The 14,207-nt window shown below is 71.3% G+C and carries 13 protein-coding genes and 1 pseudogene; 8 read left to right on the top strand and 6 right to left on the bottom strand.

Annotated features, from left to right (window positions below; genetic code table 11):
* Nucleotides 1–97: 97 nt before the first annotated feature.
* The 5 genes from RB614_RS43090 to RB614_RS43070 form a co-directional block, all read right to left on the bottom strand.
* Entirely contained in the window at nt 98–1,519 is a 1,422-nt protein-coding gene (locus RB614_RS43090; RefSeq protein WP_308718515.1) for an aldehyde dehydrogenase (NADP(+)), read from the bottom strand.
* The gene (locus tag RB614_RS43085) at nt 1,516–2,136 is read right to left on the bottom strand and encodes a DAK2 domain-containing protein (protein ID WP_308718514.1); all 621 of its coding nucleotides are present in this window, start codon (nt 2,134–2,136) and stop codon (nt 1,516–1,518) included. The genes RB614_RS43090 and RB614_RS43085 overlap by 4 nt, the downstream gene beginning before the upstream one ends.
* Before the next feature lies 1 nt (nt 2,137).
* The gene (locus RB614_RS43080; RefSeq protein ID WP_308718513.1) at nt 2,138–3,145 is read right to left on the bottom strand and encodes a dihydroxyacetone kinase subunit DhaK; all 1,008 of its coding nucleotides are present in this window, start codon (nt 3,143–3,145) and stop codon (nt 2,138–2,140) included.
* Between the two features lie 23 nt (nt 3,146–3,168).
* Nucleotides 3,169–4,176, bottom strand: coding sequence for a LacI family DNA-binding transcriptional regulator (locus RB614_RS43075; RefSeq protein WP_308718512.1), 1,008 nt, complete (start codon nt 4,174–4,176; stop codon nt 3,169–3,171).
* Nucleotides 4,177–4,269: 93 nt separating this feature from the next.
* On the bottom strand, nt 4,270–5,169 hold the full coding sequence (locus RB614_RS43070) for a dihydrodipicolinate synthase family protein (protein WP_308718511.1): 900 nt from the start codon (nt 5,167–5,169) through the stop codon (nt 4,270–4,272).
* 264 nt (nt 5,170–5,433) lie between these two features.
* On the opposite strand from RB614_RS43070, the gene RB614_RS43065 reads away from it, so the two are divergent.
* From RB614_RS43065 to RB614_RS43050, 4 genes are read left to right on the top strand one after another with little or no spacing between them, the layout of a single operon-like run.
* On the top strand, nt 5,434–6,735 hold the full coding sequence (locus RB614_RS43065; RefSeq protein ID WP_308718510.1) for an ABC transporter substrate-binding protein: 1,302 nt from the start codon (nt 5,434–5,436) through the stop codon (nt 6,733–6,735).
* 11 nt (nt 6,736–6,746) lie between these two features.
* Complete coding sequence (locus RB614_RS43060; protein ID WP_308718509.1) at nt 6,747–7,670, top strand: carbohydrate ABC transporter permease; 924 nt, start codon at nt 6,747–6,749, stop codon at nt 7,668–7,670.
* Nucleotides 7,663–8,574 carry a carbohydrate ABC transporter permease gene (locus tag RB614_RS43055; protein ID WP_308718508.1) on the top strand — a complete coding sequence of 304 codons (912 nt, stop codon included), beginning with the start codon at nt 7,663–7,665 and terminating at the stop codon, nt 8,572–8,574. The genes RB614_RS43060 and RB614_RS43055 overlap by 8 nt, the downstream gene beginning before the upstream one ends.
* 4 nt (nt 8,575–8,578) lie before the next feature.
* On the top strand, nt 8,579–9,994 hold the full coding sequence (locus RB614_RS43050; RefSeq protein ID WP_308718507.1) for an FAD-dependent oxidoreductase: 1,416 nt from the start codon (nt 8,579–8,581) through the stop codon (nt 9,992–9,994).
* A gap of 240 nt (nt 9,995–10,234) precedes the next feature.
* Here the strand turns inward: RB614_RS43050 and RB614_RS43045 are convergent, their stop codons facing one another.
* A complete protein-coding gene (locus RB614_RS43045; RefSeq protein WP_308718506.1) occupies nt 10,235–10,816 on the bottom strand; it encodes an SgcJ/EcaC family oxidoreductase in 582 nt (193 codons plus the stop codon).
* Between the two features lie 106 nt (nt 10,817–10,922).
* Between RB614_RS43045 and RB614_RS43040 the strand changes: the two genes are divergently transcribed.
* From RB614_RS43040 to RB614_RS43030, 4 genes and pseudogenes are all read left to right on the top strand, one after another.
* Nucleotides 10,923–11,522, top strand: a complete 600-nt coding sequence (locus RB614_RS43040; RefSeq protein WP_308718505.1) for a CU044_2847 family protein — start codon at nt 10,923–10,925, stop codon at nt 11,520–11,522.
* Nucleotides 11,501–11,986, top strand: a pseudogene (locus RB614_RS44570) (trypsin-like peptidase domain-containing protein); the annotation flags it as partial. The gene RB614_RS43040 and the pseudogene RB614_RS44570, both read left to right, overlap by 22 nt.
* 59 nt (nt 11,987–12,045) lie before the next feature.
* A complete protein-coding gene (locus RB614_RS43035) occupies nt 12,046–13,296 on the top strand; it encodes an NACHT domain-containing protein (RefSeq protein WP_308718504.1) in 1,251 nt (416 codons plus the stop codon).
* A gap of 26 nt (nt 13,297–13,322) precedes the next feature.
* Nucleotides 13,323–14,120, top strand: coding sequence for a hypothetical protein (locus RB614_RS43030; protein WP_308717325.1), 798 nt, complete (start codon nt 13,323–13,325; stop codon nt 14,118–14,120).
* The last annotated feature ends 87 nt before the right edge of the window (nt 14,121–14,207 follow it).

Raw genomic sequence — 14,207 nt, 5'->3', positions numbered from 1 at the left:
CCGTTCCCGAGCGCTTCGGTGGATCGCTGCGGCGCGGACCGTGCCGCTGCTGGTCGCCACCTGAGCCGCCGCGAGGGTGGCGCGGCGACTGGTGGTCTCAGCAGGGTGCCAGGTCGTCCGGGAAGCCCTGGTAGCAGACCGGCCGGAGGAACCTGTCGATCGCCATCGGGCCCACCGAGGTCGACCGCCCGTCCGCCGTGGCCGGGTACGGTCCACCGTGGACCATCGGCCCGGCCACCTCGACGCCGGTCGGCCAGCCGTTGTAGATGATGCGGCCGGCGCGGCGTTCCAGTAAGGGCAGGAGCCGCCGGGCCAGGTCGCGGTCACCGGGCGCGGCCTGGAGGGTGGCGGTCAGCTGGCCGGGCAGCTCCTGCGCCAGCTCGACGAGGTCGTCTTCGGCCGGGCAGGCGACGAGCAGGCCGGACGCGCCAAACACCTCGTCCCGCAGCCGTGGCGTGGCGTGGAAGGTGGCCGCATCGGTCTGGAAGACCACGGGTACGCATGCGTCCGGCACGCCGTGCGGGTCGGTCCCCACGGCGAGCGTGGTGACCGCGGGCAGGTCGGTAAGCTCAGCCACGCCCAGCCGGTACGCTTGGGCGATGCCGGCGTGCAGCATCCGCTGCGCGGGCTGCTTCTCGACAAGGCCGGCTACGGCGGCGCGGAACCGGTCCAGGTGTGGCCCCTCGACGGCCAGCAACAGGCCCGGGTTGGTGCAGAACTGGCCGGCGCTCGCGGTCAGCGACGCGACGTATCCGGCGGCGACCTCGGCGGTGCCGGCCGCCAGCCGGCTGGGCAGCAGGAAGACGGGGTTGACGCTGGACATCTCGGCGTACACCGGGATCGGCACCGGCCTGGCATTGGCGATGGTCGTCAGCGCGGTGCCGCCAGCGCGCGAACCGGTGAACGCGACCGCCGCGATGCGGGGGTCGGCGACCAGGCGCTCACCCGGCTCGTTGCCTTCCCCGACGACGAGGCCGAAGACGCCCTCGGGCAGGCCGGTCTCGGCCGCCGCGGCCAGGACGCAGCCGGCCGCCAGCCGGGCGGTGCGCGGGTGCGCGGGGTGGCTTTTCACCACGACTGGGCAGCCGGCGGCGAGTGCCGACGCCGTGTCGCCGCCGGCGGTCGAGAACGCGAGTGGGAAGTTGGACGCGCCGAACACCGCGACCGGACCGATCGGCACGCTACGGGAGCGCAGGTCGGGACGGGGGGCCGGTCGCCGGTCGGGCAGCGCGGGCAGCCGTTTGGGGGAGGCCCAGGCCGGGTCGTCCAGCAGGTCGGCGAACATCCGGAGCTGGTTGACCGTCCGGTCGAGTTCGGTGCGGGCACGCGCCTCGGTGAGCGCGGTCTCGGCGCGTACCGCGGCGACGAGTTCCTCGCCGGCTGCCCGCAGCCGGTCGGCCGTGGCCCGGAGAAACGCGGCGCGGGTGGCGTCCGGCGTACGGCGGTAGGGGTCGAACGCGGCGGCGGCGCGGCGGCACGCTTCCTCGATACCGGCCGGGCCGGAGAACTCGCCGCTCATAGCGCCGCCGGGTCCGGCAGTGCGTCCCGGCTGGCCGGGTCGCGGTAGAGCGCGAGGGCCCAGAAGAACAGCGCCACGCCGATCGCGCCCGCGTCCGGAGTGCCCAGCGCCCGCTTCCCGATGTAACTGGCCCGCCCCATCCTCGGGGTCAGGTCGGCGGTGGCACGAGCGTGGGCCAGTGCCGCGGTGGCCGCGGCGGTCCAGTCGATCGGACCGGCCGTGCCGCGCAGCCCGTCCAGCGTCGGGGCGAGGCAGTCGACGAGCGTACGGTCGCCGACCCGCGCCTCGCCCACCCGCTGGATGGCGGCGGTGCCCTCGGTCAGCCCGCGCACCACGGCCGCGTCCACATCGGACGGTGAGGCGGCGGCCGCGCTGGCGACACTACGCAGCAGGAGCCCGATCAGCGGTCCGCTGGTGCCGCCCACCTCGTCCAGGAAGTAGGTGGCGGCGGTCTCGGTCTCGGTGGCCAGGTCGGCGCCGTCGGGGATCCGTGCGTGCGCACCGCGCAGCCCGTCGCGCAGGTTGTCGCCGAAGTCGCCGTCCCCGGCTGCCTGGTCGTACTCGGTCAGCCGGGCGTGCGCGGCTTCGGCCGCCGCGAGATAAAGGCCGATAAGCATGTCACCCTCGCTTTCGCAGCGTGGCGGTCCAGACGGGGGCGTCCCACAACGCCGTCCACGCGCCGTCGTCGGGCAGGAGCATCGTCACCGTGACGGAGAAGCCCTTCATGTCGAGCGCGGGCGTCCAGGTGCCCACCAGGCTGCCGGCGACCGCGACGCCGCGCCGGCCCAGCGCCTCCTCCACCTCCGCGAAGACGTTGTAGAGCTCGATGGCGGTGGTCCCGCCGAGCCCGTTGACGAGCACCAGCGCCCGAGTGCCCGCGGGCAGGTTGGCCAGCACGTCGTCGACCATCCGCTCGACCAGGTCTTCCAGCGGTGGCCGGGGAATCGTCTGACGGGCTCGCTCGCCGTGAATGCCAACGCCGTACTCGATGTGGTTGGGGGCCAGCTCGAAACCGGGTCGGCCGGTGACGTGCGAGGTGTGCGCCGCCGAGGCGACCGCGATGCTGCGGGAGCGGCTGGCGACGGCCCGGCCCAGCTCGACCAGCGCGTCCAGGCCGGTGCCGCGGTCGGCGGCCGCGCCGAGCAGTTTCTCCACCACGATCGTGGCGCCGGTGCCGCGGCGGCCGGTCGCGGTCTGCGTGCTCTCCGTGGCGACGTCGTCGTCGACGAGCACCCGGGCGACCGGGATGCCGTCGTGGCGCAGGCGTTCCGCGGCGATGCCGAAGTTGATCCGGTCGCCGGTGTAGTTCTTCACGATGTGCAGCACGCCCTCCGGCCCGGCGGCGCTGCGGCTGGCCTCGTACACCTGGCGGTTGTGGGGTGAGGCGAAGACCCGGCCGGGCACCGCGGCGTCGAGCATGCCGGCGCCGACCAGGCCGACGTGCATGGGCTCGTGGCCGGAGCCGCCGCCGGCGACCAGCCCGACGCGGCGCGCCGGGTTGGTGGCCAGTGCGCGGACGTACGCCGGCGCGGTGTGCAGTCGGACGATGTCCCGCTGGTCGCGGGCGAAGCCGCGCAGCGCGCGATCGACGTATTCGGCTTTGGTAACGAAGAAGAGTTCGGCCATGCGGAGCTACTCCTCGTGCGTGGCTAGTCGTGCGGGCGGGGTGGCCCGAGCGAGCCGCGCTGGATCAGGGTCGCTGGCAGGACGCTGTCGTCGATCCCGTTCTCTCCGTCCAGCCGGCGCAGCAGGATGTCGGCGGCGGCGCGGCCCATCTCGTACGCGGGCTGCGCGATTGCCGTGATCGGTGGGTCGACGAGTGGAAACAGCGACATGTCGTCGAACGCGAGCAGGCTTATGTCGGTCGGGATGGTCAGCTCGGCGGCGCGGATCGCCTTGAGCGCGCCGACGGTGACCAGGTTGTTGAAGCAGAAGACGGCGGTGGGGCGCGGGCGGAGCGCGAGCAGATCGGTCATCGCCTCGTAGCCGCCGGACTCCCCGACGTGGCCGTGCCGGATCAGCCGCTCGGTGACCGGCACGCCCGCGTCGCGATGCGCCAGCCGGAAGCCGGAGAGCCGCTGGCAGGCGGTGTCGAAGTCCTGAGGTCCGGAGATCATCGCAATCCGGGTGTGGCCCATCTCGAACAGGCCGCGGATGGCCTGGCGGGTCACCTTGCGGTTGTCGGTGCGGACCAACGGCGCCTTGAGGCCGCGCGGGCGGCGGTCGACGAGCACCAGCGGCCCCGGCATCGCGCTCAGCGCCGCGGTGAACGCTTCGTCGGTGCCTACCGTGGTCGCCGCGAGACCGGCGAGCGTGCCGTCCTGCAAGGAGGTCAGCAGCTGCCGTTCCCGCTCGCGGTTGAGGTGGGAGCTGGCGATGACGCAGTGGTATCGCGCCTGCGCCGCGCGGTCTTCCATGCCCTGGGCGACCTCGGCGTAGAACGGGTTGACGATGTCCGGGACGAACAGGCCAAGCAATGTGGACCGTCCGTTGGACAGTGCCCGGGCCGCCGCGCTGGGCACGTAGTCGAGCCGCAGCGCGGCGGCGCGCACGCGCTCCTTGGTCTTCGGCGCCACGGAGGGCTCGTCGCGCAGCGCCCGGGTCACCGTCGCGGTCGAGACACCGGCCAGCCTGGCCACGTCGCGGATGCTTGCCACCACCGACTCCTTGTCAACCGGGCCGAACGCTGCCGCCCGTCCACTGGGAGCGTCGAAACCCGCCAACCGGCAAGGTCCCGCCGCGTCAGTCAATCACGCGGCCAGCACGCCGGCCTCGACGAGGGCAGCCCGGATGGTTGCCTCCTCCCGCGTGCTGACCGGGGTGAGCGGGTGGGCGCCGCGGCCGCCGTCGCGGCCCTGCAAGGCGAGCGCGGTCTTGATGCGGACGGTCATGTTGGGCCCGTCGATCGCGCGCCACACCGGCAGCAGCCGGTTGTGTATCTCGAGCGCGGTCTTGTGGTCGCCGTCGCGCACCGCGTGCCACTGCTCCACGCACAACCGCGGCACGACGGTGAGCGTCGCGCTCACCGCGCCCTGCGCGCCGAGCATGTATGCCGGGTACAGCAGGTCGTCGACCGCGGTCAGTACGACACCACCGGTGGGCGCCGCCTTCAGCAGGTCGGCCAGGTGGTGGATGTTGCCGCCGGACTGCTTCACGCCCACGACGCCGGGGATCTCCTGGAGCAGCCGGTAGACCGTGCCGGCCGGTATCAGCGCGTACGGGATGACGTTGTAGACGATGACCGGCAGCCCGGTGTCCGCGGTGATCCGCCGGTAGTACTCAAGAGTCGTCGCCTCGTCCGGCTGGAAGAGGTAGTGCACGGGCGTGACCTGGAGGGCGTCCACGCCGGTCTCCTTGAGCGCACGACCATACCGGATGACCTCGGCCGTGGAGTCGCGGATGATGCCGGCGATGACCGGAACCGCGCCGCCGACCTCCTCGACCGCTGCCTTCGCGATCTCCACCGACTGCTCAAGCGAGAGCATCTGCCCGTCGCCGGTCGAGCCGGTCACGCAGATGCCGTGCACCCCCGCAGCCAGGTGGTAACGCACCTCCGCTCGCAACTTGCCGATGTCGACCCGTTCCCGCTCGTCGAACGGCGTGACGAGCGGCGGGATGACGCCCGTCAGCTCCAGCGCAGCCTGACCCATGAGTGACCTTCCTCGAAGCAAACATGTCACCGGTTACATCTGTGGGTAGCTTTTCGCATCCAGAAGGCCGTGTCAACCACAGATATAAGGCGATCAAGCTGCTAAAACGCTCCGCCACCCTTGACAGATGGCGAACCGGCCGCGCAGGGTGTAACCGGTAACACAGATGGGCACACTTCACCGGCAATCGCGAGGACGAATATGACTCCCCACAGCACCCGCGCGAGGGTCGCCGTTACGGCCGCGTTGGCCGGCGTAGTCGCCGTGGCCTCCGCATGCAGCCCGCCGGGCACCGGGTCGGGCGGCTCGGACGGCCGCGCCGACAACGGCGGCGCCATCGCGTTGAACTTCTGGACCAACCTCACCGTCAGCGCCCAGGCCGACGCCATCAAACGGCAGGCCGAGCAGTGCGCCCAGCGGCAGCAAGACGTCTCGGTGACCGTCGAGGCGATCCCCTTCGACAGCATGTACCCAAAGATGGTCACGGCGTTTCGCTCGGGAAACGGTCCGGACATCATGAACACCATCGAGGGCGGTGTCGCGGCGGCGCAGGCTGGCGACTTCATCGTCCCGGTCGACGACGTCGTCGACAAGCACGGCCGCGACGACTTCATCCCGTCCTACCTGAGCGCGGTCGGCAAGGACGGCAAGACCTGGGCGGTGCCGGACTGGGCGCTGCACCAGGAGGTCTGGTACCGCAAGGACCTCTTCGCCGCCAAGGGTGTCCAGGTGCCCACGTCGTGGCCCGAACTGCTGGCGGCGGCCCGGAAGCTGGACGACCCGGCCAGTGGTGTGCGTGGCTTCGCCGTGCCGATGGGCTCGGCGCTGGTCGCCCCGCAGACCTACTACCAATTCCTGTACGCCAACGGCGTGCACACGTTCGACCCGGAGACTGGCGAGTACGCGCTGGACCGCGACCCGGCCAAGGCGGTCGAGGCGACGAAGTTCATGCTCGACCTGTACGCCGCGGCCTCGCCGCCGGAAACTCGCACCTGGGTCTGGAACGACTTCCGGACCGGCTTCGTCAAGGGCAACCTGGCGATGGTGATGGACTTCGGCGCGGTGGTCGGGCTCGCTGCTGAGCAAAACCCGCGGATGCTCGACAACATGGGCGTCTTCGCCCTGCCTGGCCCCACCCAGCAGACCAAGCCTGAGGGCGCGCTCGGCGGCGGGTACTTCTACATGGTGGGCAAGACGAACGAGCGGCGGCAGACGGCTGCCAAGGCCCTCGTGGCGTGCATGATGGAGCCCGACCTCGCCGCCGCGCGGGTCAACACTCGTCCGGTCTTCGCGCTGCCGGCGACGGAAAGCGCGGCGAAGTCGCCCGTCTACACGTCCAACGAGACGGTCAAGCGCTTCGACGAGCAGATCCAGACCATCCGCGACGACGTGCTCCCGCGGTGGTACCGGTACGGTATGGAGGCTGGCCTCAACCAGCTGGCCGGCAAGATCGAGGCGACGACGTTCGTCGGCGACCAGCTCCAGGCGGCCGCCGCCGGCGACCTCACCCCGCAGCAGGCGTTCGACAACATCAACGCCGAGATGAAGCGCCTCGCCGGCGCGTGACGGGTCCGCCGATGTCTGTCACCCATCCCACGTTCCTGTCCCGCGGCTCAGCCGGGCGGCGGCAGCGCGCGGGCATGGCCTTCGCCGTGCCCGCCGCGCTGGTCTTCCTGCTCGTGCTCGCCTATCCGGTGTTCGAGAGCTTCCGCACCTCGCTCTACAACATCGACCTACTCACCGGCGAGGCGTCATTCACCGGCCTCGGCAACTACGCCGACATCATCCGGGACGAGTCGCTGCGCCGGACGATCAGGAACACTCTGCTGTGGACGGTCGGCTCGCTGGCCGGTCAGCTGCTCCTCGGGCTTGGCGCCGCGCTGCTCATCGACGCCGACTGGCGGGGCATGCGCTGGATCCGCCAGCTACTGCTGATCCCGTACGTGGTGCCGGTCATCGCCACCGCCCTGGTGTGGCAGTGGATGCTCGACGGCCAGTACGGCGTGCTCGGCCACACGCTACAGTCCGTCGGCGTTGTGCCCGAGGGCAGCACGCCGCTCGGCCTCGAGGGCAGCTCACTGTGGACCGTCATCATCGTCAACATTTGGCGCGGCTTCCCGTTCGCCATGCTGGTCTACTGGGCGCGGATGCAAAGTATCGACCGGGAGCAGTACGAGGCGGCCCGCGTGGACGGCGCCGGAGCGTGGCACGAGTTCCGCCACATCACCCTGCCAAACCTGCGCTCCGCGACGATCGCGCTGCTGGCCCTGCGCGGCATCTGGACGCTGATGTACTTCGAGTTGGTCTGGTTGCTGTCCCGAGGCGGGCCGGCGGGCTCCAGTGAGGTGCTCTCCACACACATCTACAAGCTGGTGATGGGCGAGTTCCGGATCGGGTATGCCGCCGCCATCGCCACCGCCGCCGGGCTGCTGACGGCCGCCATCGGCACTGTCGGCTGGCTCGCGGTCCGCACCGCTTCGAGGAGGCATAGCCGTGCCTAGCACACTTGCCGACAAGGCGCCCGCTGCCGTCCGGCCCTCACCCCCACCGCCCGCGCGCACCACAGACCGGCCCGTTGGGCTGGGCCGCGTCGCCGCCATCGCCGGCCGCGTCGTCGCACTCGCGCTCATCGTCTTCTTCGCCGTTGGCCCGATCCTGTGGATGGTGCTCAGCTCGATCCGTCCGGCCGATGAGCTCTTCCAGCCCGACCCGACGCTCGTCCCGTCCACGGTGACCGGTGAGTGGTACCAGGAGGTCTTCCGCGGCAGCGAGGCGATGCGCTGGTTCGCCAACAGCTTCGTGGTCGCCGTCGTCACCACCGTCATCTCGCTCGTGGTCGGCACGACCGCCGGGTACGCGGTCTCCCGCTTCACCTTCCCCGGCCGGCGGGCACTGCTGGCCGGGCTGAGCGTGGCCTACCTGTTTCCCGCGATCCTGCTGCTTGTACCGCTCTACCTGGCGCTCAACAGCCTCGGCCTGGTCGGCGGTCTGCCCGGCATAGTCATCGCCCACGTAACCATCACGCTGCCGCTCACCACCTGGCTGATGAAGTCCTATGTGGAGGCTGTGCCGCGGGAGCTGGAGGAGGCGGCCTGGGTGGACGGCCTCGGATACCTCCGAGGATTTCTCACGGTGACGCTCCCGCTGCTGCGCACCGGGCTTGCCACCACCGCCATGTTCTCGTTCATCCTCTCCTGGGACGAGTTCCTCTTCGCCAGCGTGATAGGCCAAGGCGACAACGTCACCGCCCCGGTCGCCATGGCCGGCTTCGTCACCTCCTTCGACATCCGGTGGGGCGCCATCATGGCGCTGAGCACACTCGTCACGGTCCCGGTCGTCGTGCTCTTCTTCGTACTGCAGCGGTACTACGAGAAGGGTCTGACGGCGGGCAGTGTGAAAGGCTGAATCATTGCCACGCCAGCACATCCAACAGACCACACAGGTGCTCGTCGTCGGCGCCGGCTCCGCCGGGGTCGCCGCCGCTGTGACCGCCGCCGAGTCCGGTGCGCAGACCCTGCTGGTCGAGGCAAGCGGCCACGTCGGCGGAACGCTCGCCCGGCAGCTACTGGAACACAGCGCCGGCTTCCACGATACGGCCGGTAACCAGGTCACCGGCGGCGTCGGGCAGCGGATCGTCACGCTCCTTCGGGAGTACGGCGGCACACCTGGCCACATCCCGGACGACGTCGCGTACACCGCCAGCCGGACACCGGTCAACCACGCCGAGCTCTCCATGTGCGAGGCGATCCTTCTGCGCCGGGCCGGTGTCCGGCTGCTGCTGCACACGGCCGTCGTCGACGTGGGCACTGGCGCGGACGGACGAACCGTCCAGGAGGTGACGGCGGAGACGCCGGGGCATGGCCGCATCACCATCCGGCCCGCCGTCGTGGTGGACTGCTCCGGCGACGCGGTCGTCTTCGCACTGGCCGGCGCCGCGTTCCAGGACGACCAACTGCGCGCCACCCAGCCCGCGTCGCTGCTGCTCAAGCTCGGCGGTGTGGACTTCGGGCCGCTTCTGGAGTACGCCCGCGCGCACCCGGACGACTTCCGGCCCGGCAGCCGGTTCGGCGAGGCCAGCAACGACCACCTGAACATGTGGGGCTTCGGCAAGCTGCTCGCCCGCGGCCACGACAAAGGCGTGCTGTCCTGGCCGCGCACCGAGCTGCATCTGGCCGGCTGGCCCAGCCGCGGCGAGGCAGTGCTCAACCTGACCCGCACCCGCACCGCACCAGGCGACCTGGGCGGCGGCGAGGTCTACCTCCAGCTGGCCCAGCAGGTGATGGAGGCGGTCGCCTGGTTCCGCGAGTACGTGCCCGGCGGCCGCCGCGCCTACCTCGCCGACGTCGCCGACCGCACGGGGGTACGCGAGTCGCGCAGGATCCTCGGCCGAGCCACCCTCACCCGTGACGACGTGGTCGGGGCACGCCGCGCCGCCGACTCCATCGGGCAGGGCGCCTTCCCGATCGACATACACGACGCGGCGGCGGCCGGCCTGTCGCACACCGAGAGCGTGCCCACGTCGTACGACATCCCGTACAGCATTCTGGTCGCCCGGGACATCACAAACCTGCTGGCGGCCGGCCGCTGCGTCTCCACCACACACGAGGCCAACGGCTCCGTCCGGATTACCGCCACCTGCTTCACGACCGGCGAGGCGGCAGGCGCCGCGGCGGCCCTGGCCGTCCGTGACCGAGCCACCACCGGCACGGCGGACACCGTGTCGGCGAATATCGGCCCGGACGCTGACTCGGTCGACGTCGGCTCGATCGACGTCGCTGAGCTGCAGGCGCTGCTGCGGTCGCGAGGTGCGATCGGCGCCCGCTAACCGAAGCAGACGTACCGCGCCGGGGTCGCGGGAGCAGAGCTGACCCGCCCTGTACTCCGCCAGCCATCCCCCTCGACCAAGCCGCACTCCAACACGCGGGACGTGTACTTTGTAGTGAGAGCCGTCAGGGTATCTGCTTCATCCCACCCGCAAGGCCACGACGCACGTCCGAACAGACGCCGCCTCGGAACCTGCCGACGCTGTGACGCGCCTCGTCGCGAGTTCGTAGTTACCGCGTTGTCATGGCTTCAGGTAGACGTAGGACCGCAGGTGGGAGATGAACCATTTACCTTGTTGCTGGACGCATACGCTGGTGAACTTCGCCGTCAGCGGTGGCTGCGGCGCACCGCCGTCGTCGCGGAAGCCGCTGATTTCGGCATCGCCGTCGATGACGACGATGTTCGGCTCGGGCCAGTACATGTGGGACACGGTCAGCTTGTGTCGTGTTCCTTTCATCGGACCGTTGAAGGCGGCCGCCTCGTCTGTGCGGATCGCCGCACGGCCGACCGATGCCTGTCCCAGTGGGCTGACGACCGTCCCGTCTTCGGTCCAGCGAGCGGCGAACGCGTCAGCGTCGCCGGCGTTCCAGGCGTTGTCGAGCGCCTGATGCAGTTCGACGATCGCTTTCTGTCGCTGGGTCTGGTCGGCTGGGTCGGACCTGGGCACACCGGCCGTGTGGGTCGTATCCGACGACGGCGCGCGGGCGTCGTCGGATGCGCATCCGGCCAGCGACAGTGACGCGTCGAGCCACTGCCGCAGGGTGGTCCGGCCGTGTTCGGTGATCTGGTAGATGGTGCGGTCTGGTCGCCAGGGACCTGGCACAGCGTCTGGGTGAGGACGACACCCGGCACAGCGGCCGGGACCGTGCGGGACTCGCTCCAGCAGTCCATTTTGGTGAACCCTTCTATCCGTGCCGCGATCTGATGACGTGCGGTGGTACAAGGACAGCCTGGTCGTGGACTACCGCCCGGTACAGCCCGACGAAGACCGCAACCCCGGTAAGCATGCTTATGCCGCCGCTGATCTCCAGGCCCTGGGCGGCCAGGCCGGCCGCCTGTGCATCGCGTACCTCCTTGGCCGTCCGCACGGAGGTCCCGCGTGCCGGCGGGTGGGCCATGATCGCCCGGCCGAGCTGGGCTCGTTCATCAGCCAGTTCGTCGTTATCCTGCGTGCCATGTCGGAGAACGCGTTGGATCAGCACGACGGCGACGACCGGGTGCTCGTGCCGGTGAGCGTGGGGGAGCGCAAGGTGTACCTCGCGGTCCAGCGGATCGGTGAGCCCGTCGACCCAGGCGAGGAGCGGGAGATCGCCGCCCGTGGCCCGGCGCTGGCCGACGTTGTGGCGGGGTTGACCGACTTCGTGGAGCAGTTCTCCGGGCGGCTGCAGCGCACCGACGCCTCCCGGGTGACGCTGGAGTTCGGTTGCGAGTTCGCGGTGGAGTCCGGTTCGTTCGTCGCGGTCATCGGCAAGGCTTCGGCTCGTTCGACGCTCAAGGTGGGTCTGGAGTGGACGAAGCCAGGGCCGTAGCTGACGGCGGTGCGGCACATGAGGCGCTGCTCCGCGCGGCCACGGTCGCGCTGGAGGTGCCCACCGGTGGGTCGCCGTCGCTGGGCACCGGCTTCCTCGTCGCGCCGGGTGTCGTGGCCACGTGCGCGCATGTGCTCGCCGCCCGGCGCGAGGACCTGCCGGCGTCGGTGTCGGCCAGGTTCGTCGCCGCCGGCCGCCAGGTCGTGTGCGAGACCGTGCCCGAGTGGTACCTGCGCCGCACGCCCGGTGGGCTCGATCTCGCGCTGTTGCGCTGCCCGGACGCGGGCGATCTGCCGTACGCGCTGCTCTCCACCGCGCTTTCCGTCGGTGACCCACTGCTGACCTACGGGCATCCGAGCGGCATGTTCCGGGCCGGCCAGTCGGCGACGCTGCGGTACGAGGGCCCGTCGCGGCTGCCCCACGAAGACGGCGACTGGCATCCGCTGCGCGTCACCGGCACGCCGGTGACCGGCGGCTACAGCGGCAGTGCGGTGCTCAACAGGCGCAGCGGCGCGGTCTGCGGATGCTGGTCTACTCCAACGAGCGAGGCAGCGCGCACATGGTCTCCGCCGCCGACATCCTCGCCGCCGACCCGAGGGTCCGCTCGGCCCAGGCGGATCTCGCGGCCACGGCCGGGTGGCTGTCCACACTGGACGACCGGCAGTTGCGCGCCGGCGGTTGGGCCTATCCCGGTCCACGGCTGCGCGCGTTCCTGGATCTCGCCGCCCGCGCCGCCCGCCAGCATCCGTACCCAGGCGTGGTGCCGGGTGTCGAACCGCCGCCGCTGGACACCGTCTACGTCGGGCAGCGGGCGATGCCGACGGTGGGCAGCGAGGCGCCGGCCACGGCCGTGCTCGGGCAGGATGGTGACTGCGTCCTGGTCGGCGGCCCCGGCGTGGGCAAGTCGAGCCTGCTTCGGCACGGGTTGCTGGAGGCAGCACGCCGCTGGCTCGAGACCGGCACCGGCGGTGCGGTGCCGGTGCGGATGCTCGCCGCCGACCTCGTCGCCGCCCGCCCGCTGCCGGAGGCGATCGCCGCGAGCGTGCGCGCCGACCTGGACCCGGTCGGGTCGCTGACCGACTTCCCGGCCGAGTTCTTCGCCGCTGAGCCGCTCCCCGGCGCCCGGTGGCTCGTCCTCGTCGACGGCCTGGACGAGGTCCTCGACGCCGACCGGCGCCGCACGGTGGTCCGCAAGCTCACCGCGGTCCCGGGCGACCGCTATCGGTTCGTCGTCGCCACCCGGCCGCTGGCCGACGGTGAGCTGCCGAAGGCGGGGTGGCCCCGGTTCGAGCTGCTGCCGCTGGCGGCGGGGCTGACCGGCTTCGCCGAGCGGTGGTTCGCCGCCCTTGGCCTGCCCGATCCGGCCGCGTCCGCGGCCGGCTTCACCCGGGCGGTACGCTATACGTCCCTCGCCGAGTTGGCCCGCACGCCGCTGATCGCCACGATGCTGTGCCAGCTGTTCGTCCTGCGCCCCGAGCGGGACCTGCCCCAGGGGCGCGCCGGCGTGTACCAGTCCTTTGTAGACCTCCTTCGGGAGCGCCGGTTCGCCGCCGACGGCGGCATCCACCCCAGCTGGAGAAGGGATTCGAACGGTACGGCCACTCCGCCGTCGACGCCGCCGCCCATCTCGCCGATTGGTTCGACGGGCTGCTCGGGCGCCTGGCGGCGGCCCGGCACGCCGACGACACCACACCGGCGATCGACCTGCTGGCGCGCTGGACCGGCCAGCTGCGCCCGGCGCACGTACCCGATGGGATTTGGCGATCGTCCATAGCGGACCTGCTACGGCGCGGCGGGCTGATGGTGCAGCACGGCGACGACTTCGCGTTCTTCCACCAGACTGTCGGCGAGTTCCTCGCCGCGGCCCACCTCGCCGCCGATCCCCGCCGCAGCGACAAGCTGTTCCGCGCCATGTTCCACTGGCGGCTGCACCCGGACGCGCGCGCGAGGGAGTGGGCGAGCTCGTGGGGAGGGCGGGCGAGCCGGTGGCGCATACCCCGCGACGAGTCCTTCGCCTCGTTCCTCGTCGCCGCCTGGCAGGGGCGGCCCGACCTCACCGGCGCGCTACTCAAGGTGGCCCGCCGCAGCGGCGCGGACGGTGGCAAGTTCATCGCCACGCTGACGACCGACGGCGTGGTCACCGACCGCCGCCTGATCGACACGGCCGCCCAGACGCCTCTCAAGACCTCACGCAGCCCCGGCTGGTGGAGCCCGCAGTACACGACGGCGACGGCGGTCGGCCGCATGGGTGACCCGCGCGGCGGCGACCGGCTCGCCGAAACCGTCGCCGATCCGCGCATCGCATCCGTCACCCGCCGGTACGCCGCTCGCGAGCTGCACAGCCTGGACAACCCGCGGGGCGCTGACCTCCTACTCACCATGGCCACCGACGAGACCGCCAACACCTACGACCGGATCGACGCCGCGATCCAGCTCGCCTGGCTGCCACCCGCCCCTCCGAACCCCTGGTCAGCGGCTGGGCCGCCAACCAGCTCGCCAAAATCAGCACCAACGGCTCGGCCGCCGACCAACTCGCCGCCATCGCCAATGACCCCGCGAGCAGCGCCGGCCGTCACCGTCTCGCCCGCGAAGCGCTGACCATCCTCGGTGACCGCCGAGGCTACCGGGGTCCGCGCCGCATCGCCCTGCTACTCAAAGCCCGCCGCCGCTGACCCGTTCCGCACA

The organism is Phytohabitans maris (assembly GCF_031085175.1).
GTDB classification, from domain to species: Bacteria; Actinomycetota; Actinomycetes; order Mycobacteriales; family Micromonosporaceae; genus Phytohabitans; species Phytohabitans maris.
Note: the sequence above shows the minus strand (reverse complement) of the source record. Positions and strands in the feature narration are given on the sequence as shown.

Coding starts and splice junctions, on each gene's coding strand:
- RB614_RS43090 (WP_308718515.1), bottom strand. CDS start 1,519: ATGAGCGGCGAGTTCTCCGGCCCGGCCGGTATCGAGGAAGCGTGCCGC.
- RB614_RS43085 (WP_308718514.1), bottom strand. CDS start 2,136: ATGCTTATCGGCCTTTATCTCGCGGCGGCCGAAGCCGCGCACGCCCGG.
- RB614_RS43080 (WP_308718513.1), bottom strand. CDS start 3,145: ATGGCCGAACTCTTCTTCGTTACCAAAGCCGAATACGTCGATCGCGCG.
- RB614_RS43070 (WP_308718511.1), bottom strand. CDS start 5,169: ATGGGTCAGGCTGCGCTGGAGCTGACGGGCGTCATCCCGCCGCTCGTC.
- RB614_RS43060 (WP_308718509.1), top strand. CDS start 6,747: ATGTCTGTCACCCATCCCACGTTCCTGTCCCGCGGCTCAGCCGGGCGG.
- RB614_RS43035 (WP_308718504.1), top strand. CDS start 12,046: ATGCTGGTCTACTCCAACGAGCGAGGCAGCGCGCACATGGTCTCCGCC.
- RB614_RS43030 (WP_308717325.1), top strand. CDS start 13,323: ATGGTGCAGCACGGCGACGACTTCGCGTTCTTCCACCAGACTGTCGGC.